18 protein-coding genes and 1 pseudogene are annotated in these 23,786 nt (G+C 39.4%); 3 read left to right on the top strand and 16 right to left on the bottom strand.

The genetic code is table 11. The features are described from left to right. The first annotated feature begins 334 nt into the window (after nt 1-334). On the top strand, nt 335-1,522 hold the full coding sequence (locus tag AUF14_RS19545) for an IS110 family RNA-guided transposase (protein WP_002297293.1): 1,188 nt from the start codon (nt 335-337) through the stop codon (nt 1,520-1,522). Nucleotides 1,523-1,790: 268 nt separating this feature from the next. On the opposite strand, the gene AUF14_RS19540 is transcribed toward AUF14_RS19545, so the two are convergent. From AUF14_RS19540 to AUF14_RS19525, 4 genes are all read right to left on the bottom strand, one after another. Continuing rightward, the gene (locus tag AUF14_RS19540; RefSeq protein ID WP_102866514.1) at nt 1,791-3,209 is read right to left on the bottom strand and encodes a glycoside hydrolase family 1 protein; all 1,419 of its coding nucleotides are present in this window, start codon (nt 3,207-3,209) and stop codon (nt 1,791-1,793) included. A gap of 196 nt (nt 3,210-3,405) precedes the next feature. Further along, nucleotides 3,406-4,152 (bottom strand): MerR family transcriptional regulator, encoded by a 747-nt coding sequence (locus AUF14_RS19535; RefSeq protein ID WP_102866513.1) that lies wholly within the window; start codon nt 4,150-4,152, stop codon nt 3,406-3,408. Further along, on the bottom strand, nt 4,149-6,134 hold the full coding sequence (locus AUF14_RS19530) for a HelD family protein (protein WP_102866512.1): 1,986 nt from the start codon (nt 6,132-6,134) through the stop codon (nt 4,149-4,151). Before AUF14_RS19530 ends, AUF14_RS19535 begins: the two co-directional genes overlap by 4 nt. Nucleotides 6,135-6,588: 454 nt before the next feature. Further along, nucleotides 6,589-7,224 carry a DUF2922 domain-containing protein gene (locus tag AUF14_RS19525; protein ID WP_102866511.1) on the bottom strand — a complete coding sequence of 212 codons (636 nt, stop codon included), beginning with the start codon at nt 7,222-7,224 and terminating at the stop codon, nt 6,589-6,591. A 527-nt stretch (nt 7,225-7,751) separates the two neighbouring features. Here AUF14_RS19525 and AUF14_RS19520 point away from each other — a divergent pair. Continuing rightward, a pseudogene (locus AUF14_RS19520) lies at nt 7,752-8,369 on the top strand (histidine phosphatase family protein). A 312-nt stretch (nt 8,370-8,681) separates the two neighbouring features. Here the strand turns inward: AUF14_RS19520 and AUF14_RS19510 are convergent. The 4 genes from AUF14_RS19510 to AUF14_RS19495 all read right to left on the bottom strand — a co-directional run bounded on the left by AUF14_RS19510 (nt 8,682) and on the right by AUF14_RS19495 (nt 13,934). Next, on the bottom strand, nt 8,682-10,115 hold the full coding sequence (locus AUF14_RS19510) for a family 1 glycosylhydrolase (RefSeq protein ID WP_102866666.1): 1,434 nt from the start codon (nt 10,113-10,115) through the stop codon (nt 8,682-8,684). Between the two features lie 16 nt (nt 10,116-10,131). Then, nucleotides 10,132-11,976, bottom strand: coding sequence for a beta-glucoside-specific PTS transporter subunit IIABC (locus tag AUF14_RS19505; RefSeq protein ID WP_102866510.1), 1,845 nt, complete (start codon nt 11,974-11,976; stop codon nt 10,132-10,134). A gap of 1 nt (nt 11,977) precedes the next feature. Beyond that, the gene (locus AUF14_RS19500) at nt 11,978-12,838 is read right to left on the bottom strand and encodes a PRD domain-containing protein (protein ID WP_102866509.1); all 861 of its coding nucleotides are present in this window, start codon (nt 12,836-12,838) and stop codon (nt 11,978-11,980) included. Between the two features lie 214 nt (nt 12,839-13,052). Continuing rightward, nucleotides 13,053-13,934: a DMT family transporter gene (locus tag AUF14_RS19495; protein ID WP_102866508.1), complete on the bottom strand. Its 882-nt coding sequence runs from the start codon at nt 13,932-13,934 to the stop codon at nt 13,053-13,055. Between the two features lie 113 nt (nt 13,935-14,047). Here AUF14_RS19495 and pdxR point away from each other — a divergent pair, with 113 nt between their 5' ends. Further along, nucleotides 14,048-15,460 (top strand): MocR-like pyridoxine biosynthesis transcription factor PdxR, encoded by a 1,413-nt coding sequence (gene pdxR / locus AUF14_RS19490; RefSeq protein WP_070503583.1) that lies wholly within the window; start codon nt 14,048-14,050, stop codon nt 15,458-15,460. Between the two features lie 5 nt (nt 15,461-15,465). Here pdxR and AUF14_RS19485 read toward each other — a convergent pair whose 3' ends face one another. From AUF14_RS19485 to AUF14_RS19445, 8 genes are all read right to left on the bottom strand, one after another. Continuing rightward, nucleotides 15,466-15,846: a hypothetical protein gene (locus AUF14_RS19485; RefSeq protein WP_070503581.1), complete on the bottom strand. Its 381-nt coding sequence runs from the start codon at nt 15,844-15,846 to the stop codon at nt 15,466-15,468. Nucleotides 15,847-16,045: 199 nt separating this feature from the next. After that, the gene (locus AUF14_RS19480; RefSeq protein ID WP_070503579.1) at nt 16,046-17,482 is read right to left on the bottom strand and encodes a PASTA domain-containing protein; all 1,437 of its coding nucleotides are present in this window, start codon (nt 17,480-17,482) and stop codon (nt 16,046-16,048) included. Continuing rightward, nucleotides 17,475-18,149: an ABC transporter ATP-binding protein gene (locus tag AUF14_RS19475; protein WP_070503577.1), complete on the bottom strand. Its 675-nt coding sequence runs from the start codon at nt 18,147-18,149 to the stop codon at nt 17,475-17,477. The genes AUF14_RS19480 and AUF14_RS19475 overlap by 8 nt, the downstream gene beginning before the upstream one ends. Nucleotides 18,150-18,161: 12 nt before the next feature. Beyond that, entirely contained in the window at nt 18,162-19,637 is a 1,476-nt protein-coding gene (locus AUF14_RS19470) for an FtsX-like permease family protein (protein ID WP_070503575.1), read from the bottom strand. Nucleotides 19,638-19,688: 51 nt separating this feature from the next. Next, nucleotides 19,689-20,363 (bottom strand): ATP-binding cassette domain-containing protein, encoded by a 675-nt coding sequence (locus tag AUF14_RS19465; protein WP_070503573.1) that lies wholly within the window; start codon nt 20,361-20,363, stop codon nt 19,689-19,691. Next, nucleotides 20,360-21,613: an ABC transporter permease family protein gene (locus tag AUF14_RS22970; RefSeq protein WP_227656404.1), complete on the bottom strand. Its 1,254-nt coding sequence runs from the start codon at nt 21,611-21,613 to the stop codon at nt 20,360-20,362. Before AUF14_RS22970 ends, AUF14_RS19465 begins: the two co-directional genes overlap by 4 nt. Before the next feature lie 54 nt (nt 21,614-21,667). After that, nucleotides 21,668-22,762, bottom strand: coding sequence for a sensor histidine kinase (locus tag AUF14_RS19450; protein WP_070503569.1), 1,095 nt, complete (start codon nt 22,760-22,762; stop codon nt 21,668-21,670). Beyond that, nucleotides 22,753-23,421, bottom strand: a complete 669-nt coding sequence (locus AUF14_RS19445) for a response regulator transcription factor (RefSeq protein ID WP_016178523.1) — start codon at nt 23,419-23,421, stop codon at nt 22,753-22,755. The genes AUF14_RS19450 and AUF14_RS19445 overlap by 10 nt, the downstream gene beginning before the upstream one ends. Nucleotides 23,422-23,786 lie beyond the last annotated feature (365 nt).

Below are 23,786 nucleotides of genomic sequence, written 5' to 3'. Positions count from 1 at the left end.
AATGAATGTCCCACTTCTTCCCCCTTGTATATTAGAGTTAGGGTTTTAACCTTCCGGTTTTGATTGGATAACCCTATGAACCATCGTTATTTTAATTTGGTATTAACTCATTTCTTTTGAGATAATATATTTATTGGATTGAGAGGCTAAGCCGTTCCCCCCTTGGGTCATTGAACCCGCACTCGAGAGACTGGCTCCTCTCTCTGATAAGTGGATTGCGTATGAGTTAGATGTTGAAAGTCCTTACTTTACTCCGTATCTCGTACAAGGTAGTGACGCTTTTCAGTTGAGTGGATTTCAATCCAAAATTCTTTTTTTGAAAGGTCAGATATACATGTACTTTTTAGGCATTGATATCGGTAAACGCACTCACGTTGCTTCTATCATGAACGAGGAAGGAAAGGTATTACTAAAAGGTTTTTCATTTCCTAACACCACTGAAGGAGCAGAGTCATTAATTGAGCGAATGGTCGACTATTCCGGAGCACCCAGTGACTTTGTTATAGGGATGGAAGCCACGGGGCACTATTGGCTGTCCATCTTTTCATACCTTCACGAATCAGATTATTTGATTCACGTTGTGAATCCCCTTCAAACAGACGGATGGCGTAAAGGTACAGAAATACGGAAACGAAAAAACGATATTATTGATTCTGTTTTGATTGCTGACTTAATGCGCTATGGCTCATTTGTCGAAACGGTCTTATCCGATGAAAATGTTTTTTCTTTGAAACAACTTTCTCGTTACCGAACTTATTTAGTAGGTACAGCGAGCGACTTCAAAAGAAAAATTATAGCCGTATTGGATCAAGTCTTTCCAGAATACGCGACGATTTTTACCAAGCAGGGCGTTTTCGGAAAAGCTTCTAAAGAGTTATTGCTGGCGTTTAGTGCCCCGATCGACTTAGAAAACATTTCCTCAGAAACTTTGGCCCAATACTTAGCTGAGTTAAGCAGGAACCGAATCAAGGCAGAAAAAGCGGACCAATTGAAGCAAGCAGCTTCTAACTCCTTTGGAGTAAAATTTGCTCAAGAAGCGTTCACCTTCCAACTACGTTCAATGATTGAACAATTAAAATTCATTGAAAGCCAAATAAAGGAAACGGAAAGAGAAATCAAGCACATAATGGACACTTTAAATTCTGTTATTCTCACAATTCCTGGAATTGGTCCTATAAACGGTGCGACTATTCTTGGTGAGATCGGAGATATTCAAAAATTTTCTAACCCGAAAAAACTCGTTGCTTACGCTGGGATAGACGCTTCCGTGACACAATCAGGGCAATATGAGGCAACGCATAATGTTATGAGTAAACGAGGGTCTCCATATTTGCGAAAAGCCTTGTTTTCGGCGGCTTTAGTAGCTTCTCAATGTGATCCTGTTTTTAGTGCGTTTTACCAGAAAAAAGTTTCCGAAGGAAAACATCATCTAACTGCCTTAGGTGCGGTTTCTCGTAAGCTTTGTTACGTGATTCATGCTATTTTGACTAAAAACGAGCCTTATATAATTGTTTCTGATTAGCTATTGAACATTCAAAAAAACTAATGGTAAGAAGCTTATTTGTTGTACCCTTTTTTCGGAATTATCTGTTATAAAATATTTTTTGATTTGGCTAATTTTTACTTGACTCTATATAGTTAGTCTCTCCAAAAAAGAAAACCCGATGACGGCACGACAAATAAGCGTACACATCATCAGGTTTAGCTTGCACATAGACAATCACTATCCATCAGAAATTATTAATTAACACGAAATTTTCAGCAGTATTGAAATAAGAGTTGGTCAAAAACTACGTTAAATCTGCTCCATTTGTCGCAATCACTTTTTTATACCAATTAAAGCTATCCTTCCGGCTACGTTCAAAGGTGCCGTTGCCTTCATCATCCTTGTCAACATAAATAAAACCATAACGTTTGGACATTTCACCCGTTCCGCCGGAAACCAAATCAATACAGCCCCACGGTGTATAGCCGATCAAATCGACACCGTCTTCCACTGCTTTGTTCATTTCTTCAATGTGACGACGAATATAATCGATCCGATAATCATCATGAATCGCTCCGTCTTCCTCCACTTTGTCCACTGCGCCTAATCCATTCTCCACGATCATCAATGGAATTTCATAACGATCATACAATTCGTTCAAGGTAAAGCGTAAACCAACTGGATCAATCTGCCAGCCCCATTCACTGGTTTCCAGATAATTATTTTTCACACCGCCAAACAGATTTCCGCCAACTCGATCATCACTTTCTTCAATGTTGGCAGTCACGCAGCTGGTCATGTAATAAGAGAAGGTGTAGTAATCCACCGTTCCCGCTTTTAAAATTGCCTCATCGTCCGCTTCAAAGGTTACATTGATGTTGTGCTTCTTGAAGTAGCTCTTCATATAATACGGATATTTTCCTTTAACCTGAACATCGCCGCAGAACCAATTCAGTTTTTTGACCAGCTCTTGATTGGCTAACGCATCTTCTGGCTTACAGGTCAGCGGATACATTGTCATATAAGCCAGCATACAGCCAATCTGAAAATCAGGATTGATTTCATGTCCTACTTTGACCGCTTTAGCACTCGCAATAAACATATGATGAAGCGCTTGGAACCGACGCTCTTCATTGTCTTCTTCGTCTAAGATCCCTAATAAATTTCTACCACCTAAAGGCAGCGTACCAAAGTTGATCTCATTGAAGGTTAGCCAATATTTGACCTTGTCTTTATAACGTTCAAACAACGTCGTCGCATACTTCACAAAAAAATCAATCGTCTGACGATTTGCAAAACCGCCATAGTTTTCAGCCAGCGCATAAGGCAGCTCAAAATGACTGATCGTGACTAATGGCTCGATCCCATACTTTTTACATTCATCAAAGACTTGGTCGTAAAAAGCTAAGCCTGCTTCATTTGGCTCCTGCTCATCTCCTTTTGGAAAAATCCGTGACCAGGCAATGCTTAAACGGAAAACTTTGAAGCCCATCTCCGCAAACAATGCGATGTCCTCTTTATAACGATGGTAAAAATCAATTCCGTCATGACTTGGATAATAACTATCTTCTTCAATTGTTGGCGTCATCACTCGATACTGTTTTCTTCCGCCTGAATGCATGTGATCCTGAATACTCGCACCCTTTCCGTCAACATCCCAGGCACCTTCACATTGATTTGCGGCCGTTGCCCCGCCCCATAAAAAATCTTTTGGAAAAGTCATTTGTGCTTCCTCGTTTCATTTAAATTTGGTGTAATTACAGCTTAAAAACGCCAAAAACCTGTCGACAAATAAGCGTTCCTCACGCTTGATTTATCAACAGGTTTAGCTTGCTAAATGCAATCACTATCCATTTGATTATTCTTCTAAAAAGAATTATAGCACTTCGCTTTTCAAAAATGCAAACGCTTTTTTGCTATTAGTTATTAAAAAAACGCTTTTGCATATCAGCCACCTGCTTTTTCAGTTCACAGGCATTGGATTTAGCCTTTTCCAATGAATCAATCAGGTTATCGCAAGCGGTAATAATGCTGTCATCTGGATCTAACGGGTTCAATAATCGCTTGATATCCTGCTTTTCTTGATCAATCGCATTCAGCATACGCAGAATCGCCGCCAAAGAATACTTCGCTGATCGTAGGGTTCGAATAATCTTCAAACGCTTGATATCCTCACCATCATAGACACGATAGTTATTTTTACTTCTTTTAATTGTCAGCAATCCGTTACGCTCCCAGTTTCGCAGAGCCTCAGAAGTAACGCCTAAATACTCGGCAGTTTCTCGACGTGTGAAACAAACAGCATCTTCTTCAGCTTTTCCAGCCAGAATATCTTCTACTACATGAATCACATCGTTTGCATTCGCGATCTCCTGATCCACCAATTTCAAATAGCGATCCAACAGCGATTGTGCTTCGGCAAAATCATAACGAGCCCCAGCCTTGACCATATCAACCATCAAAATTCGCAGCCCTGATTGCAGGACTTCAATCTGAAAGGCAACCTGGGCAATTTTGATCGTCTCAATATGATAATCGGTAAACACACGATAGCCGTTGGCGGCTCTAGGAGGAATAGGAATCAGCCCCCATTCCTCGTAGCGGCGAATCGTGTTAGGATGCAGCCCGACAATAGCGGCTACTTCGGAAGTGCGATAGGTTTTCATTGAAAATCCTTTCCATCATTTATTAAAAGCGTTAGCTCATGCAGAGCTCTCGAACAGCTGGTGTAAAGCAGTGTACTTTTTTGTGTCAGTTGACTCGAACGGATATCCGGCAAAATAACCTGATCAAATTCCAACCCTTTGGCAAATTGTGTAGTGGTTACGATAATGCCTTCCGCAATCTTTTTTGTATTTTTTTCAAAGCGAATCAGCTGTTCGTCGGGAAAATCGGCCTCAAGCCTTTCTACTTCCTGCCAGTTCTGACAAATTATACCACAAGATTTGAACGTACTTGCTTTAAAATCGGCCAGCTTTTGCGCGAGCATGTTCTTACTATACTCAAGCACTTCAACTTCCTTGCCGTGACGCTGTATCGGCTGAATCTCCTCCTCGTCAATAAAACGTTTGGCGAAATTCATGATCTCAAAACTAGAGCGATAACTAGTCTGAAACTTTAATAATCGTGATTGTGGCAGATTTTTTTGAACTTCTGCTAGAAAATCTGAATCACTCATGATCAACGATTGATGAATATCTCCACAAATCGTTTTTGGGCATGGAAACAGGTGCTCGATCATCGCTAACTGCAGCAAGGAGTAATCCTGCATCTCATCAATTACTAAATGCTGAATCTGTTTGTTCGGCTTAATCCCGGCAATCATTAATTTGAAGAATAAATAGGGAAATAGATCCGAATAATTGATTCGATTTTTTTCAGACGCATGCGCCAAATGATTCGTGGTTAGAAAGTGATAATAATCCGACAAACTTCCAATAGTATTGAGACGTTTCTTGAAAAGCTGTTCGAGCGTTTTGGCAAAGGATTCACGACTTATTTCTGAAACACGTTCGCTTAAAAGCTTCGTAATTTCTTGAATCAGTTCGACGAGACTCTTTTCTGACTGCTGATCGACGAAGCGTTTGATTTCTGCTGCTGAAATATGATAATTGTCAATCTTGATTTCTGCTGAATACAGTCGTGCCTTCAATTGTTCAAGATGCGTTTGAAGCAGCTCGTAGAATTCCCTAGACTGCTTATATTTGTAGTTTTCAGCCTGTTTGGAATTGGGATTTTCTAGTGCAGCCTTCAATTCATCGTGGCGATCGGAGACCTGATATTTTTCTTCAATAAACATGGTGCCTAATTTGACAATGTCAATTTGCGGCAGCTCTTCTTCACCTAATTCTGGCAAAACCGTTGCGATGTAATCCGCGAATACTTGATTAGGAGAGACAATCAAAATGTCGGAAGCATCTAACTCCTCTTTTTTCTGATAAAGCAGATAGGCCATCCGATGAAGCGCGATAGAAGTTTTCCCTGATCCGGCTACCCCTTGAATAATCAAATTTTTGGTTTTCGTGTCTCTGATCGCCTGATTCTGTTCCTTTTGAATCGTGTGAATGATGGTTTTCATTTCATTGGAGGTACTCTTACCCAGCTCCCGCATCAGCAGTTCATCATTGATAGCATCATTTGTATCTACCACAAAGCTGATCGCGCCATTTTTTATTTCAAATTGTCGTTTTAAACGTAATTGTCCGTAAAATTTACGTTGATGAGATTCGTAGTAGGCCTCACCAAGTGAAAAATCATAATAAAGCGAAGAAATTGGTGCCCGCCAATCATAGATCAGCTGTTCTCCATAGCGACCCGCAAAGCCATACCGACCAATGTAAAAGTCCTCTACCTCCTCTTCGTCGTCAAATTGAAACGCAATTTTACTGAAGTAAGGAGTCTCCTTTTGATAGTTCAGTTTCTTTAATACATTTGCCTCTAAAACACTTCGGCTATCAAGAAATTTTAAATTTTGCTGGTGATTATAAACCTCATATTTATCTAGCTCATTTTTGTAATCAATTGTATAATGCTTCAACTCTTTATAATTGTCTTCATTGGTGTTCAGGGCAGCCTCAACCTCTGTGATTTTTTGTTTAAGCTGGTGCGTCACTTCTGCTAAATAGTTCTTTTCAGTAGTCGTGTCCATCTAATCCTCCCCTTTCATCAGACCTCATCTTAACAAACTCCAACAGGGTTGGTGTTATAGTGGAGGGTTTGAAAATAAAAAAACACCGGAAAATATACTTATTGGTTAATGACAAGTGATTATATGATAAATAATTAATGACTGAATGAATGGTATAAATTCTAAACCATTGTTAAAACGCACCGCAGGTCAATAAAAAACAGACCTAAAATCGTCATAGATCTGCTTCGCTTCATTTTTAATTAATTGCCTATCGAGGTAAATACGGATGCAGAAAACATCGGTGGCTATAGGCATGATGAGTAGTCCTATAATTATGAATAAATAATTGATTTTAAGCTATTTGTGCTCCTCTTCTAACAGCTACAAAATTAGACACGCAAATAAGCGATCACTCAACCATGCGACTCGCCAATTTATTTTTTCTTCGACTTGGATGAACACCAACGTTGGATTATTGATTCCTATGTTTTTTGAAGCGCTCTAACAGTTTTCGTTTTGTTTTGTTGATTTTTTTCTTTTGTTCTATCTGTGTACTGTTCTTTTTAGTTGTAGCATCAGGCTTAGAGGACGTTTTATTTTCGGAAATCTCCACAGATTCGGACGATTCCTTTTTTTCACTAGTCTCTTCATAGTATAGTTCCTCCAAAAGAGCTTCTTCTGGCAAAATATTTGCAAACATTGCCTGCAATTCTTTATCAGACATAGCGGTAAGATCCAGTCCTCGTGGTAAAACGACCTCTATTTGTTTGATCCCATCATCGGCTTCTTCGGTAACTTTCATGGTTACACCTTCTTCGTTATCCGAAACATCAGCTTGATTTCCTGCTGGAATTTGGGCAGACTCCTCCGTGGCATCCATTACTCCGGCTGTTACATCGAAAATTTGCTTCTCAGTCGTTTCTACAAATTTCGCGCTAACAACCTTTTGGAATAGCTTCACTCCATCTTTTTCGAATAAGTTTAATTTAATCATTTTTTCTAATAAGGCTTTGATCTCATCGACAGATTTATTGGGATCGGTATTTTTGAATTTCCAGCGATGATTTTTTCCTTCACTATTTTCAAATACGACAATTAACATGCGCATCAATCGTGCTCCTCTCAGGCTATTCTTTTTACAGGTATTTCCGGCTAAGCAATAAAGTTACAGTTAAAGCTATTTTAAAAGATAAGAATCGTTCCTTTTCATAGCAAAACAATTTCTACAGACATATATTTTCTATTGACAAATAAAATTTAATACCAACCTGCAAACGTTGTCAACGGCATAATTTTTTTATGTCTACTAAAAAGAGTGATTCACAAGTGAACAAGAGTGAGCTAAAGATGACAATCTGAAAATAGAGAAAAAGAAAATTTTTTTTGATTATTAGAGTTAAAAAAATAAGAAAATCATTTTCAAAAAAATGCGTACTCTAAAAGCTAATTGCCTATTCTTCTGGCTTGTTCATTACAAACAGTCTAATCGTTACCGTTCATTCGCAAAAAAAAATGCCGACACGAATTCTTCCCTTCTGCTGTTACTTGGCGTTGTATGACAGCCTATTCCCTCGGTTTAGTATGAGCCCTAAAAAAGTAATGCACTGCCAGATTCAATTTGATACTATTTAGATAATGAATAATTGGAGGGCTAAAATGATAAAGAAACTATATTTGATGCGCCATGGAGAAACACTATTTAATGTCTTAAAAAAAGTCCAAGGTGCCTGTGACTCACCCTTAACTGAAAAAGGCATCCAACAAGCAAAACTAGCCCGAGACTTTTTTCAAGAAAATGGCATTAAATTTGATCATCTTTACGCCTCTACCCAAGAACGAGCGTGCGACACATTAGAGATTATTTCTGAAAGTAAAGAATACCAACGACTGAAAGGGCTTAAGGAAATGAATCATGGATTGTATGAGGGAGAACCACAATTTTTACAGCCGGATGGCGCCGAATACTTCGAAACCTTTTATTCGCAATTTGGTGGAGAATCCCTATCGGCTGTGTAAAAGCGAGTAAGTTCTACCTTGCACTACATTATGGCAATTGACGATCATCAGCAGGTCTTAGCTGTCTCACATAATGGGGCTTGTGTCAGCTTTTTGCAAACACTTCAGCAGGAAAACAAGGATGAGTTGATTCGGGCTTATCCAAATTGCGCAATCTTCATCTTCAATTATATGGATAAGCAATTCGAATTAGTGGATATCATTGATCCAGTGATGAAGGAAAGCATCTTATGCTAAAAAAGGTTAGAATAAAAGGAATCAGCTTCAAGAATAATAAGGAAACTCCGAAATTTGCCAAGAAACACAGTAACGTAGGAGCTAATGTTGAAGGGTCCGTACCCGATGTTTTTAAATTTTTTTATGAAATTTCTGCTTATTTCCCGAATAAGCTGCTTCTTAAACATCATTTGTTCAGAAAAAAGAGCTGTGACAAGAATTTTGTCACATCTCCTCCGATTTCTATTGTTTTGTTAGACAAACGAGTACTACTGCCACCAATGTTTTTAGTAATTACGATAAGCCGGATAGATCCAGCGATAATTCCTATTTTTACAACTCCTCCCCATTGGTCTCAATTAGTTTTTTATACCAATAGAATGAATCTTTCGGCGATCTAGCTAGATCACCCGTCCCGTCATCATGCTTATTAACATAAATAAAGCCATAACGTTTCCGCATTTCCCCTGTTGTGGCACTGACCAAATCAATCGGCCCCCACATTAAGTAGCCAAAGCAATCAACTTTGTCCTCTTCTACCGCTTTTTTTAGTTCGCTTAAATGTTTTTGCAAGTAGTCAATCCGATAGTCATCATGAACGGACCCATCTGCTCCAACCTCATCATAAGCACCTAAGCCATTTTCACAGATAATGATGGGTAAGCCATATCTCCGATACGTGTAATTTAATAAATATCTCAGCCCAATCGGATCAATGCCCCATCCCCATTTGCTTTTTTCGATGTAGAGATTCTGCACACCGCCAAACAGTGATTCTTCATCAAATTCTCCTTCTTCATAGCGAGTAACCTCTGTCATATAGTAGTTCATGCCGATGTAATCCAGCTTGCCTTCAGCAAAAGCCTGCTTATCTTCCTCAGTCATTCCTATATCGATATCCATGTCCGCATACTCTCTTAGCTTATACTTAGGAAATTCTCCATTACACATCGCATCAATCTGATAGAAATCACGATCCATATCCTTGAAGGCATTCATAACATTGATTGGATCACAGTTCACTGGGTATTTTGGTGTGATTCCAAATACACAGCCGACGTGACTCGCCGGATCAAGCTGATGGATCAATTTTGTTGCTCTGACACCGGCTAAAGTCATATTGTAGCCGATTACTGCCAGGGTTTCTTTTTTATTTCCTTCTAGCTCACTGTATTTTAGACCTGATAAAATATAGGTGAACATATCCGAAGCTTCTGTTTGCGGATCGATATGGTTCATTTCATTGAAGGTTACCCAATACTTGACTTTGCCCTTCAAAGCATTAACCATCGTTTCGACAAATTTCAAATAGAAATCGATGACTTGACGATTTTTCCATGAGTCATATTTAGTCACCAAATTCATCGGTAATTCAAAATGATACAGAGTGATAATCGGTTCGATGTTGTACCTCAATAATTCATCAACAACGTTTTGGTAAAAGTCGATCCCTGCTTGATTCGGCTCGGCATCATCACCATTTGGATAGATTCGCGACCAATCAATGGATATTCGCAGGCTCTTAAAGCCCATTTCCCCAAACAGCTTGATATCTTCTTTATAGCGATGATAAAAGTCGATTCCCTCGTGAGATGGATAGTGTCTGCCCGCTTCGATTGTTTTGGTATATTCTCGCGGAGTCGTCACTGATCCTGAGGTGGCAAAATCCATAATCGCCGGACCTTTACCATCTTCTTGCCACGCGCCCTCTAGTTGATGAGCAGCGATACTGCCGCCCCATAAAAAATCTTTCGCTAATTTTGTCACTTTTTTGCCTCCTTTTTTAAACAACAACTGTCAGACAGTCCTCTTTACTGTTTAGATCACTGTCACTTGATGGCAACACATCTAGATAATCAGCCGTATTTGTGATTACTGTAATAACGACCGGATCATAGCCCTCACTGCGAATCCCGGACATATCAGCCTTCAAAATCTTGTCGCCGACTGAAACCTTATCGCCTTGTTTGACGAATGTTTCGAAATATTTTCCATCGAGTTCGACAGTGTTGATTCCAATATGGATCAAGATTTCCACGCCGTATTCGGTTTTGATCCCGATCGCGTGATTGGTTGGAAACAGACTGACGACTTCACCATTTACTGGAGCAGTAATTGTGTCTTCTTCCGGTTCAATCCCTAGTCCTTTTCCTAAAGCAGAAGACGAAAAGGCTTTATCATTCACGTTACTCAATGCAACATTTTTTCCTTTAACAGGGGCTTTGATTAATAATTTTGTCACAGCTTCCGCATCGTTTTCAATCGGCTCCGTTGTTTTTGCTTCGAGCTTGTCATCAGCAGGAATTCCTAGGATAAATCCGGCCACAAGAGCACCGATAAAGCCGATAATTACAGCGATCAACATCATATAGAAGTTTCGGTAATTATTTTCGCCAATAAATGACCCTAATCCAAATAATGACACAGGTGCATACCCGACGACCTTCATCAAACCAGCAAACAATCCGCCTAATCCCCCACCAATCATAACTGCGATATATGGCCGGCGATATTTAACGAACACCCCATAAAGAGCTGGCTCAGTTACTCCCATAAATGCGCTAAAGGCGGTCGTTCCAAACAATTGTTTTTGCTTCTTGTCTTTCGAACGGAAGAAATATCCTAATACAGCACCGCAGACGGCGATATCAGAAATGATCCAGGCAGGTGTAAAGACTGGATCGTAGCCCATGGTCGCATAAGAATTCATAAAGATCGGAATAATAAAGTTTCCGGCTCCGATCGTGATCAAAAACGGCTGTAACGCTGCGTATAACATGAGTACCATCCAATTACCGAAAGTATTTCCGATAAATTCGAAAATAAAGTTTAAGCCATCACCGATGTATGTGCCTAAAGGTCCAAAAAGAATCAGCGTAACTGGCAATGTAACAATCAAAATCAATACCGGATTAAAGAAATATTGCAGCGCTTTCGGCATGATTTTCTCTAATGCTTTTGTCACGTATTTCATGAAAATGATGCTTAAAATAATCGGAAAGAACGAATTAGAATACGTCGTTTCGGGCAAATTGAAGCCCAGAAAATCCAAGCCCTTAGCACCATTGATGGTATCAGACATCAAGGTTAAGGCAACCGTAACGGCCAGATATTCATTTACTCCTAATTGACGCGCAAAAGGAATCGCAATCAAGACTGGCAGGAAGAAAAACACTGATTGACGAATCGCGTCTAAGATCAAATAGGTTGAACTTTCCGCAGATACAAACCCGGTTAACGAAATCAATGATAAGATACCAGCTAGTAGTCCGGCCGACATGATTGGTACTAAGATCGGTCCCATTGATTCAGACAGAATTCTTAGCGCCATCGTGACAAATTTTTCTTTCTCACCTGATCCGGAGTGCTTGTCCTCGCCACTTAAACCCAAAATCTGATTCATCTCAGGACGAATATCCTGTACTTGGATGCCAATGATAACTTGATACGCCACGTCATTTGATACCACATCGATCACATCCGGCAGCTCTTTGATTTTCTCAGTTTTAGCTAGGCGGCGATCCTTTAATTTAAAACGTAAACGTGTCATACAATTTGCGACGCTTTGAATATTTTCTTTACCGCCGACCAATTCGATCAGCTGGTTGCAAAATTCTTGATATTTCATATTAATCTCCCTCTTCTCGTTTTGTGACCCGTTGAATGTGAAGCATTAAATAAGCTTCCTCATCCTCGGACAATTCTTTTTCAAATGTGTCTCGGACATAGATACGGATCTTATTGACACAGCTATAAGCTTCTGGATAAAGTTTGCGAATTTGTCGATTGAGCTCAGTCTCATTTGAGGTAAATGCTTCGTTTTTAAACATTCGGACGATGAAATACTGTAAATGAGTCACTAACCGAATATAGTTGATACTGTCTTCTTCAAAACCCAAATGGTAATGATACTTAATAATAGATAGAATATCCCGAACAGCTTCCATCATCTTCATCATGTGGTCATCTTCGCTGCCTTTGGTTTGCAGGTTGATAAAATGCAGTGCAATTGATACCGCTTCTTCGTTCGGGCAGCTCATTCCTGTCACTTTTTCGATCATTTCCACTGCGTGAAGCCCAATCTTATAGTGATCTGGATAAAATTTTCGAACCTCCCAATCCAGCGGACTCTTGACGATTTGATCCTTTTTTAAACGTTTGATAGCAAAATCAATATGATCTAGCAAGGCTAAATACAGATAATCAGAGACATCCTTCTGAATGACTTTCTCCCCATATTCAATCGTTTCAGTGACGATCTGAAGGTATTCTTCTTTGGTATTAGAAAGTAAATAGCTGAAATGCTCTAATTTATCATGGGAATCTACGACGTAAGTTTTTTGAATATCCTTTTCCTCAATGGTATCCCCGACTTTTCTTTTGAAAGCGACACCCTTTGAATAGACGATCACTTCGTTCCCCCGAGTTTGGTTATTGCTCCCTTTTTTTACAATGGCTACATTATTGTTCAAAATTTGACTGATAATCATGTTTTCCCTCCTTTCAAACAAAAAAACTCAAATTACCTAAGGATAGCGTATTTATCCTAAGGTAATTTGAGTTCTGCCTGCATGATCAGTAACATACTCAAAGCAGCAACTACCACCGTTGCTTTGATTTAAGTTTTCTCATCATCATTGTAAGGGAGATTTTTTCCAATGTCAACGTTTTCTTTGGCTTTGTTTAGCTAATCACTTAAAGAATCTATCGCTTAGTCTGGTATTGCCCCTTAACAAAAAATACCCCTAGCATAACAATGATAATCCCTATAATTTCCTTTAGAGACAAGTGTTCAGAAAAAATAAAAAACGAATAGATAGAGGCGATAACCGGTTGGCAAAGGCAAACAATCGTCGACAAGTTTACATTCAGCTTTCCTTGACAATGAGCCAATAAATTATGGCCAATCACCTGCAGGCAGAGTGTTAAGCTTAACAACGGAGCTATTTCAGCAGCTCCTTTTGGAATTTGAATCCCTTCTGTTACTAAGGCTACGATACCAAGTGTGATCCCACTGCCAATTCCGCTGACCAGCATAATGACACTGCTTTGATAACGATCCCGCAAGCGATAGGAAATCAATAAAAAGCCGGCGTAGAAAATCGAAGCACAAAACGCTAACAGATCACCTACATAACTTTCCGGCGTTGGATCAAGTTTCCCTCCTAAAAGAATAAAGACCCCGATCAATGTAATACTAGCTCCGACCAGAAAAAATTTTGATGCTCTTTCCTTAAACAAAAAGTAGGAAGCAGGAATAACCGTAAAAGGTGTCAAATTAGTCAGCAAGTTAGCGTTAGCCACGGACGTATAACTAAATGACAGATTCCAAAGGGCAATATCTCCTGCTAAAAAAACACCTGCTGCACCTAAGATCAAGATGTCCTTTTTAGTCAGTGCTTTTAATTGCTTATATGTAAATGGTAATAATATGGGTAGCGAAAAAAGAATTCGATAAAACCCAGTGCTTATTGGTGGCAAACTGCTGAGCTTTACAAAAATCCCTCCGGTTGCTAAAAAAGCAATAGCAATTAGTTCGACAAAAACGTCTTTTGTATCATTGGTACGGTCTGTTACACGATCCATTTTCTTCTCCTCCATCATTATCTAAACTGTTAAGGAGTATGATATACTGATATTGGTACCATAAGAAGATCCACTAATCAAAAAAAGAAGAGGTCCACTAAAGGAGAAGCACGATGATTTATTTAGATCGCCAAAGTAAAATACCTTTGTATTCACAGATATACGATCAAATCAAACGAGATATTCTGAACGGAAATCTTAAAGAAGAAGAACTATTGATTGGTAGCAGGGCTTTTGCGGATGTGCTGGGGGTTAGTCGAAATACAGTGAATACTGCCTACAGCCAATTGATTGCAGAAGGCTATGTTGTTTCAGTAAAGGGTACCGGCTTACGTGTCAGACAAGTGCCTAGTCTTGCAACTAAAAAAGAGAGCATTAAAAAAAGCAGCCCAGCTTCTATAAATCACGAAAAAACGAACTCCAAGATTGTTTACGATCTGACTAACAGCAGTCAAACCAGCGATCTATTTCCTAAAAAGCTTTGGAAGCGTTACACAGTAGAATGTCTTGACTTTCTTACAGATGAATCAAAATTAGCCTCCTATCAGGAAAAGCAGGGAGATCTTTATTTAAGGAAAAACTTGCTTACTTATTTGAGAAAAATACGAGGAGTTCACTGTGAGGAGCGTCAAATCGTTATTACCTGTGGGCTACAGCAGTCTCTTGACTATTTGTGTAAATTGATTGCTTGTGATCAGCAAACGTTCTTAATGGAAGAACCAGGTTTTGATCGAGCCAGTGCGGTGTTTAAGATGAACAAGGTTAAGATTAAAACTGTTCCGATTGATGAAAATGGCTTGATTGTTGCCGATCTTCCTTATAACAATGATATTCGTGCGATCTATACGACGCCTTCTCATCAATTTCCAACAGGAGCAACTCTAACCATTGATCGTCGCTACAAATTGCTCGAGTGGGCAGAAAGAAATGATTCTTTTATTCTTGAGGATGATTTTGATAGCGAATTACGCTATTACTCCAAACCGATCCCTGCTTTGCAATCGATTGATGAAAATAATCGCGTCGTTTATTTGGGTACATTTTCTAAGACTTTGTCTCCTTCAATTCGGATGGGTTACATGATATTGCCGCCGCATTTATGTCAACGATATTTAGAACTATTCGAACCATATAATAGTACGGTCCCTTTACTTAATCAATATGTTGTCGCACGTCTGATTGAAACTGGTCATTATGAACGACACATTCGCCGCCTGAATCAGACCTTCCGAAAGCGTCTGGAACAATTCACAAAAGAACTGGACGATGTCAAAGATAAAATCAAAATATCTAGCAATGGGAGTGGGCAATATTTTCTTCTAACCTTCACACAGCCTGTCGAACAGAGTCAATTGATCGACTCCGCATTAAATCACGGTGTAAAAGTCTATTCAACAATGAAATTTTGGCAGGAAAAAGCAGCTTGTCCGCCTAATACCTTATTTCTAGGCTTTAGTAAAATTGACCTAGTGGATATTCCAGATTGCGTCGCTCGATTAAAGCAAGCCTGGTCAAAATGGCTGTAACTTACTTACTCATTTTCCATTGGAAAAACGCCAATTTTATCACTTACTTTGAAAATTTTTGGTGAAGCACCAGTTGAATTTATTTGAGTTAGGCGAGTGTTTCGTTTATCCGAACCTTGCAGTAGAGGATCATGAGTCAATTCCTTTGATACATTCGTCTGCATCGCATTCTTGTGGTTGACCTGCGTCTCCTTCAATCTTTGAGAAGTTTTCTTTGCGGTTCCAGTCTTTGGCAAAATTTTCCTGCTGACAAAGGTTACTTGAAGCTCTGACTGATAAAAGTGTTGGTAAAGCAGATAGCTTCCGACGCTGCTAAAAAGCAGCAGCACAGAAATTAATAGTGTCACACGACGAATCTTATCTTGTCCCTCGGTAGTTCCTTCCATTTGTAAAGCCTCCATTTTAACAAAAAACAATTAAATGACATTTTATATATTTTAATATTAATATAATCATTGTTATATTGCAAATAATCATTTTTAAACACTCACAAATAAACCCATTCGATAAATTTTCGAATAGGTTTATACATTTTGTTCACTTTATTTATTCAAAGACGAATACATTTCCTGTTAGCCTTAGAAATTACTCGCTAGGCGTTCCTTGGTTTCCGCTATTTTCTTCATTTCCGACTCCCGTGTTCTCACCGTTCGTATTATTTGGAAAACTAGTTGGCGCGGAGCCCAAATTGCCTAAACTAATATCGATGGAAACCGTAAGATTTAGCGGAATATAATCACTGAAATGACTCATTCCCACAACAGTCCCTTTCGGCTGATCGGAGTCAACCCGCCGAATGACATAATTAATGTTGGCACCTTTGGATTGAAACTCATCGTGGAAGTATTTTTGCAGTCCGCCTTCCACCATCGTGCCGCGTAAATCTTTCATGTAAGGTTGCCCTAAGGAGTACAACACCTTGATCGTTAAATTATCCTTCGCACTTAGTACCTTCCCAGCCTCTTCACTTTGGGAGACCAATTGACCATAAGGCAGATTTTCCGTGTAGATGCCTTTTGCTTGAATTTGGACTCCCTCCAACGCAGAGCTTGCATCGTCTAAACTGTATTCTGAAAAATTCGGAACGACATAGCCCTTGCCTAAAGAAACAGTAACTTTCATCTTTTCTTTTTTGGCAATTTTTTCATCCTTGGCAATACTTTGCTCCATGATACTATCGGCTGGAATATCGTTTGAGGTTTTTTCCTCATAAGTCATATCGATTTCATTATTTTTAGCCCAGGTTTCAACTTCACTACGCGGCTTACGCAGAAAATCGGGAACCTTGATGTCCTTTTGATAGGTTTGTTTGCCTTTAGAAAAATAAACCTTTGCAGCATCTTTTCGTTGATAGGTTTCTGGTGTTACCTCAGCATTGGCAATTTCAAAGCGAATCGGCCGTCCCTTTTCAATCGTATCGCTGTATTCCTCAATCAATGAAAGATTATCCGCTTTTTTCTCTTTAATCCATCTTTCCACCTGCTGCTTGTTCATCTGCATAAAATCAGGCAGTGGAATTTTTTCTTTAGGGTCTGCCCCCAGACTGTTCGTGACGTTTAAAATGCCGCCTTTTTTAATCCGTGAACCACTTTTTTGTTTCTGTGCAAGAATAGTATTCGCATCTTTAGCTAGATCATAGGATTCCTTGATTTTGGTTTTGATTTTATTTTCCGAAGCCCAAACCTGTAAATCAGACAAATTTTTTCCGATAAAATTCGGGACCTTGACGTGGGTTTGCTGATAGTAAAATACCCCTAAAGCTAGAACAGCGGCGATTGCTCCCAAAATGACCCAGCGGCGTTTCTTCCTTTTCTGTTTTTTATAGGAAGGATCAATCTCGACAGTAGCTTCATTTGTTTTATTTCTACGTCTAAGCTTTGGTTCAGGAGTCTTCTCTTGTTTTTCTGAAGAGACATCCTGCTTCCCTTTTTTAGGAGCTTCCTTTTTGGGCTCTCGCGGTTCTTTTTCCTGCTTGCGGCGATCGTAATTATCTCCGTTAAAGTTTGATAAAAAATCACTCATACGGCAGCAGCTCACCTTGATTTAAGTAAAAGATCTGATCAGACTGTTCCGCTATTTCTCTAGAATGCGTCACAACGATTACACATTTATGATGAATCGAAGCCAATTCCTTGAAAATCGTCACAATCTCCTCTTCCATCCCGACATCTAGATTTCCCGTTGGTTCATCCGCTAAAATGATGTCTACATTGGTCGCTAAGGCTCGTGCGATTGCGATCCGTTGCTGTTCACCACCTGAAAGCTGATTGACTAATCGATCCGCCTTAACCTTGTTAATTCCAATATAATCCAAAAGATTGTAGGCAATTTCAGTCGTATCTTTAGGCATTTCGTTATCCGTGATGGACATGGCTACCAATACATTTTCTAATCCTGTCAAATAAGGAACCAGATTGTAATTTTGAAAAATAATACTGACATCGTCTCTGCGAAAACGATCGTAACCAATGTGCCTGATATCTTCACCATTATATAAAATTTCACCTGCTGTCGGAGCATCTAAGGCACTGATTAAGGATAAAAAGGTCGTTTTTCCTGACCCTGATTCACCTAAAATCGTATAAAATTGCCCTTTTTCAAATTTCACTGAGGTATCTTGCAGGATCATCCGTCTTTTTTCACCATCTTGATAGAAATAGCTTAAGTCTTTTGCTTCTAAAATCGTCATTGTCCATTCCTCCTACATCATGATTTTCTTCGGATTCAACCGCATCACATACGTTAAAGGTAAAACAGCGGCTAAAAGTATCGTTCCGATACCAGCGATCAGATAGGTCACAATATATGTCATAGAAAAACGTACTTCGTAATTATTTAAGACATCTTGATTTGACAACGAGGAAGCTAAAACCGAAGCATTTCCGCCCATTGAAATCATTTGCGAACCGATATCCTGTGCAGACTGATCCATCGCATCCCCTGCAATCAATGATTCAGAGACCATTTTCCCTAAAACATTTCCTGATACTAAGGAAATCAGTAAAGCAGCTAGACTAATCACTAACAGTTCAGCAATGACCTGCTTCATGATATTCTTTCGATGCTCTCCCAGCGATAAATAAATCCCCCACTCATATCGGCGATCCTTCATAAACAACACGACTACGAGAGTGATGATCAATAAGGAGGCTAGAATCGCCAGCAGTACAACATAACCAGAGATTTTAGAAAGGCGCTTAACACTTGCCCCTACCTTGTCAAACTCATCCGTAGAAGCAACCGCTTTATAGCCATCTGGCAATAACGGCTTCATTTCCTTTTTAAAAGCAGCCACATCATCTGGTGATTTCAAAGTGAAAATCGGCGACACTTCCCCATCAGAATCTTCCTTCAATTCTTCCGGCTGGTTGTCCATCTCAATCTTATTGATTTCCCGTACTAAACCGTTGGAAACAAAAGCGGTGTTGTATTGCTCCAATTCAGTAATCTGCTGGTTCAGAGCGTCTTGCCCGTTTTGTCCTTCTTTTTTCTTTTTCTCCAGCTTGATTGGTTCAAATAAGCCCACGATCTTGATGCCATGTTCTGTGGAATCCTGAGTATCCATTGAGCCGTCCTCTTTCGGAAGCAAAGTGACGGTATCTAAAACCATTTGGTCACCAACGGATAGGCCATTTTCATCGGCCACCTTCTTAGAAATTAACGCTACTGGTTTTTTGCCCGCCAGTTCTTCTTTAGTCAGCATACGGCCATCAACCAGCTTAACTTTTTTATTTTTGAAATCCATTGGTTCGGTGCTATTACTCCCCTTTAAGGTCATTGAATTGTAGGGGGTAGCGAAATGAATGTCTCCTTGATCTTGAAGTTCATAGGTTTTGAACTTCTTCACATACAAATAAGCCATATAGCTATAATCATAATCCTTTACATAGGGTGACGCGCCCATTTTTTTAATGGTTTCTTCCTTTAGTCGTTCGTTCTGGGAGGAAGCCTGCATTTCACCGTTCTCATTTTGCTCCAGGATTTTGTTTAAATCCGGTTCGGCAGAGACCGTTGCTCCTAACTCCTGTTTCATCTTCTTTTCAACATTGGTTGTTGATTGCTGGATCGCGATTGCTCCGGCAATGACATTTCCTAATACAAAAATGACCGCAAATAGGATCAATGATTTCCCTTTTGTTCTTAAGATACTGTTTTTTGCTCGTTTCCAATAATTCATCGTAACATCCTTCCTATCAAAGAACTTAGATGGTTGGAAAGCGAGATCATGCTACAGTTCGACTTGTTCTTTGATGAAGAGTAACTTCCCTCCATTAAGTCCCCATAGCTCATCCGCAAATTTGACCGATTGCGTGGTTTGTGTTGTAAAAATGAAGCATTTCTTTTCCTGCAGACTATGACTTCTAAGCTTATTCATGGCAAAAGATACTCCGCACTCACTAAAAACCTTTTCAGGCTCATCGACTAAAATCAATTGCGCCCGCTTTTTCAGCAATAATTTTGCTAAAGCAACGAGCTGTTGATCTTTCTTACTTAATTTGGTCAAGGGAATGTTTAACTGTTTTTCCGATAGACCTATCGATAACAAGCCGCGTATTAACACGTCCTTATCGACCTTTCTACCGGATAGTAGTGTTTCCATTTCCAGATTGGTCAAGGCTGAGCCCTTCAGGAGACTGCCATCTTGAAATAAGCAAGCGACCTCTTGGCTTCGATAGTGGTTTCGATCAATCTTAGCAATTTCTTGATGATCGTAAGTTAAGGAACCGCTAGAGCAAGTGATTAAACCAGCGAATAAAGCCAAAAGCGTAGACTTGCCACTGCCAGAATCACCAGAAATTTGGTAGCTTTTTCCTGTTTGAAAGCTGCCTCGAATCTTGTCAAATGTCGGGATCTTTGAATGTTTATAACGATAGTTAACCTGATCCAAGTTCCATTTTGTCATGGTTTTGCCACCACCTGTAAGGGAGCACGAACAACCTTAGCAATTCGAAGATTGGTTATTATCAACATCATAAATAGATAGACTCCTAAAAAAAGAACCACTGAATAATTTGTCCAACAGTCCAACCTTTGCTCTAAATGGGGGATTGTCCAGTCAACAAATGGCTCTTGTTCAGTCAAACTCTTTTGCAGCTTGATTAGCCATTCGCCAGTAATCCAGCCGCTCAATTGTCGAGAACTAAAAAATGCGATGACTCCGAGCCCAATTATAAGCAAGCTGTTTTCTAATGAACTGCTCGCCGATAATACCTTGGGATTCATCCCCATCAAATGCAACGTATAAAAATCTTGTCGCTGATTAATCGCTAATGTGGAACAAACAGCAATCACTAAAAGCCCTATAATCAGTGCAACAACTACTCCGTTAAACAACAGATCAAGCGTATCCTTAAACGACTTTAAAATTTCTTGTGCCCAACTTTGATTGATTAGAGAATAATTTTTAAAAGATTTTGTTTTTTTAAAGTCTTTTACAAAATTTTTTAATTCCTTTTTATCGGTCAATTGATACATTACACAAGAAAAATTCGATACCATATTTTGTTCCACCGCTGAACCTGTTTCCCAGCTGATTAAGATGCTACTTGGAGCTGATGCCCATTCCATCGTTGAAAATTCAGCTATGCCGACAATCTTGATCTTGTGTTCTTGCCCTTTTGCTCCAAGCATAATTGTATCTCCTAGTTTCAACTTGTTAATCTTAGCCAAAGAACGACTAACCACACAGCTGTTCTTTTTTAAAGGAATATTCCCTTGGAGTTTAGCCTTTTTAGTGGACAACAACGTTTTTAACGCATCGTCCTCCAACATTGACACTGATAAGTAGTCATCTAGATTTTGCTCCGATGAAGAGCTGGAAAAACTGCCGAACATTTGATCTTCCGGTTGCTGTAAACTAGTTGAGATGATCCCCTGTCTTGTTAATTGACTCTTTTTTACATAAGGCTTTGCTTTTAATGTTTCGTAATCGGTCATATTAAATTTGTTTGCTTGTTCGTTTTTTAAATCTTGCACGCCTTTTATTATCGCTGCCGTCTGCTCTTGATAATCTGAAAAATAGGCTGAAGCGGTTAAATAAACCTGCAGCAGCAAAAATACAAACAGCAAGATCATTAAAATGAAGCTGCCATTTTTTAGATGACTGAAGCGGTTGCGTTTAAGATTTAGCCAAGCATGTCGGATGATGATCATCGCTTACTTCTCCTCCTATGAGCGTATCTTAGCAAATCCAGTGTTAACTGAATGTTAACCAATACTAGGGAAACTTAAATAGAATGACGAGCCGTTTTTTTCTTCACTTTCCAAATAGACAAACCCGCGACAAAGATCACAGACATGAGACACCACAGAAAGTCCGATACCATAGCCATCCTGCTTGAGTCCATGCACTCGGTACTGATGAGAAAAAATTGATGCCTGTTTCTTCTGAGGAATGCCGATTCCATGGTCCTTTACTTCTACGATCACACTTCCTTTTTGATTTGAAATAGTGACGGTTACCAGTTTTCCTTCGCCATATTTGATTGCATTGTCGACTAAATTCGAAACCGCCCGATAAATCCAACGATCTCGTCCATGAATCAGGGTTGGTTGATCTTCAGTAAACGCAAACAAAAGATTCGGATAATTCTTTTTGTAGGCATCACAAACTTCCGCACAGATCAGTGAAACATCTACGACTTCCGTGCTAAGATCCTCTGAGTTATTGGATAATGTCAAAATATCGTCAATACTGTCGGTCATCCGATCTAAAAGCATTAAATTTCCTTGATCGGCATCTTGCCGTTCTATTTCCAGATTTGTACGCAAAATAGCGATGGCATTTTTCTGCTCGTGGGTCAGATAACTATTTAACCGTCGATAATCCTCCAAATGACCATCGAACTTATCCTTTAGCTTATTAAAAGCCGCATTTAACGCCTCGTCCTTCACAGTATTTTTAGGAACTTGATCAATAAACGTTAAATCACGCGTAATCGCTAAGATTTGATTACTGTAAATTTTGCGTAAAACCAACCAAAGAATAAACGTTAATAACATGATGGCAGAACAAATAACCAGCACCATCGCTGGTAAATATTTAAACAGTTCGTCCTGATAAGCTTTATCTATCATCGAAATAGTCATAAATTGATTGTTAGAAGATTTCGAAGCTTTCATCTGCGTTTTTGCTTGAACCGTCTTACCCTCTTCCATAAAATAAACATCTTCACCTAAGGTAGATGCGATACTGATTCCCTCCAAATTATTTCTCAGAAAGAAGAAACTCACTAAAATCACGCCTGTCACCAACAGTGAAAAAGCCAGCATCGTTAACGTCATTTTAAAATTTAATCGCATAGCTGGTACCCCTTTGCTCGAATGGTTTTTAAGACCTCTTTTTCAGCTGCTTCGGCCAGTTTCTTTTTTAGACGAGCCAGATGCACTCGCAGAACCGACGAAAAAGGATCAAAATCTTCATCGTAGACATGTTCAGAAATTTCCTCAGACGAAACAACCGCTGGATGACGCTGCGCAATGCACAGTAAGATATCAAATTCCTTGGGTTTCAGGACCACCTCTGTCTTTTGATAGCTGACCCTTCGACCTAATGGATCAATCTTCAAAGCACCAATTGAAATCTGCGGCAGTGCACGTCCATGATAACGACGAATAACCGCGCGTATCCGTGCTTTTAATTCTAGTAACTCAAAGGGTTTGACTAAATAATCATCTGCTCCAAAATCCAAGCCTTTTGCTCGTTCTTCAATCTCATCACGTGCGGTAATAATGATAACTGGACTTTCGACTTCTTCAGCACGGAGACTTTGTAAAACAGATAATCCATCTTTTTTAGGCAGATTTAAATCTAGTAGTATCCCATCGTATGAATTGATGAAGGCCTTCTCTTCTCCTAACTCGCCATCATAAGCTACATCTACAGAAATATTCTCCTGCTCTAGCCCCTTTTTTACGGATAAAGCCAGCTCACGATTGTCCTCAACCACCAGTACACGCATGTATATTCACTCCTCGTATGGATTTAGTAATTCCTCTTATGCTTTTAAGCATAGTACACGCTCTTCTTCAAAGTCCACGCTCTTTTTGTGAAGATTTGAAGAAATTCATACATTCTGTAAAAAAAACATAATTACGAATGATTTTACTGTTTGAAAATACCTAGAATAGAAAAAGACTGGAACCTTTCCTCCAATCTCACTACTTTCTATTTGCTTAGTTTTCTTGTATATACTTTTCAAAGTTCGTTGGTTTATGACCAATAAGCCTCGTTAGAATACTGAAAATTGCCATCAAGCCATTAAGTACCCCATGCAAGAAAACCTCTCTAAAGAAAAGCCCCTTCGTTTTAACTCACTTACTATTT

The organism is Enterococcus avium (assembly GCF_002891025.1).
Classification (GTDB): Bacteria; Bacillota; Bacilli; order Lactobacillales; family Enterococcaceae; genus Enterococcus_A; species Enterococcus_A avium.
Note: the sequence above shows the minus strand (reverse complement) of the source record. Positions and strands in the feature narration are given on the sequence as shown.

Bases quoted from the DNA above. Each gene is read 5' to 3' on its own strand.
- AUF14_RS19500 (WP_102866509.1), bottom strand. From the start codon at position 12,838: ATGATTATCAGTCAAATTTTGAACAATAATGTAGCCATTGTAAAAAAA.
- AUF14_RS19485 (WP_070503581.1), bottom strand. From the start codon at position 15,846: ATGGAAGGAACTACCGAGGGACAAGATAAGATTCGTCGTGTGACACTA.
- AUF14_RS19450 (WP_070503569.1), bottom strand. From the start codon at position 22,762: ATGCGATTAAATTTTAAAATGACGTTAACGATGCTGGCTTTTTCACTG.
- pdxR (WP_070503583.1), top strand. From the start codon at position 14,048: ATGATTTATTTAGATCGCCAAAGTAAAATACCTTTGTATTCACAGATA.
- AUF14_RS19445 (WP_016178523.1), bottom strand. From the start codon at position 23,421: ATGCGTGTACTGGTGGTTGAGGACAATCGTGAGCTGGCTTTATCCGTA.
- AUF14_RS19465 (WP_070503573.1), bottom strand. From the start codon at position 20,363: ATGACAAAATGGAACTTGGATCAGGTTAACTATCGTTATAAACATTCA.
- AUF14_RS22970 (WP_227656404.1), bottom strand. From the start codon at position 21,613: ATGATCATCATCCGACATGCTTGGCTAAATCTTAAACGCAACCGCTTC.
- AUF14_RS19535 (WP_102866513.1), bottom strand. From the start codon at position 4,152: ATGAAAACCTATCGCACTTCCGAAGTAGCCGCTATTGTCGGGCTGCAT.
- AUF14_RS19480 (WP_070503579.1), bottom strand. From the start codon at position 17,482: ATGAGTGATTTTTTATCAAACTTTAACGGAGATAATTACGATCGCCGC.
- AUF14_RS19545 (WP_002297293.1), top strand. From the start codon at position 335: ATGTACTTTTTAGGCATTGATATCGGTAAACGCACTCACGTTGCTTCT.
- AUF14_RS19475 (WP_070503577.1), bottom strand. From the start codon at position 18,149: ATGACGATTTTAGAAGCAAAAGACTTAAGCTATTTCTATCAAGATGGT.
- AUF14_RS19470 (WP_070503575.1), bottom strand. From the start codon at position 19,637: ATGAATTATTGGAAACGAGCAAAAAACAGTATCTTAAGAACAAAAGGG.
- AUF14_RS19505 (WP_102866510.1), bottom strand. From the start codon at position 11,976: ATGAAATATCAAGAATTTTGCAACCAGCTGATCGAATTGGTCGGCGGT.
- AUF14_RS19525 (WP_102866511.1), bottom strand. From the start codon at position 7,224: ATGCGCATGTTAATTGTCGTATTTGAAAATAGTGAAGGAAAAAATCAT.
- AUF14_RS19530 (WP_102866512.1), bottom strand. From the start codon at position 6,134: ATGGACACGACTACTGAAAAGAACTATTTAGCAGAAGTGACGCACCAG.
- AUF14_RS19495 (WP_102866508.1), bottom strand. From the start codon at position 13,934: ATGGATCGTGTAACAGACCGTACCAATGATACAAAAGACGTTTTTGTC.
- AUF14_RS19540 (WP_102866514.1), bottom strand. From the start codon at position 3,209: ATGACTTTTCCAAAAGATTTTTTATGGGGCGGGGCAACGGCCGCAAAT.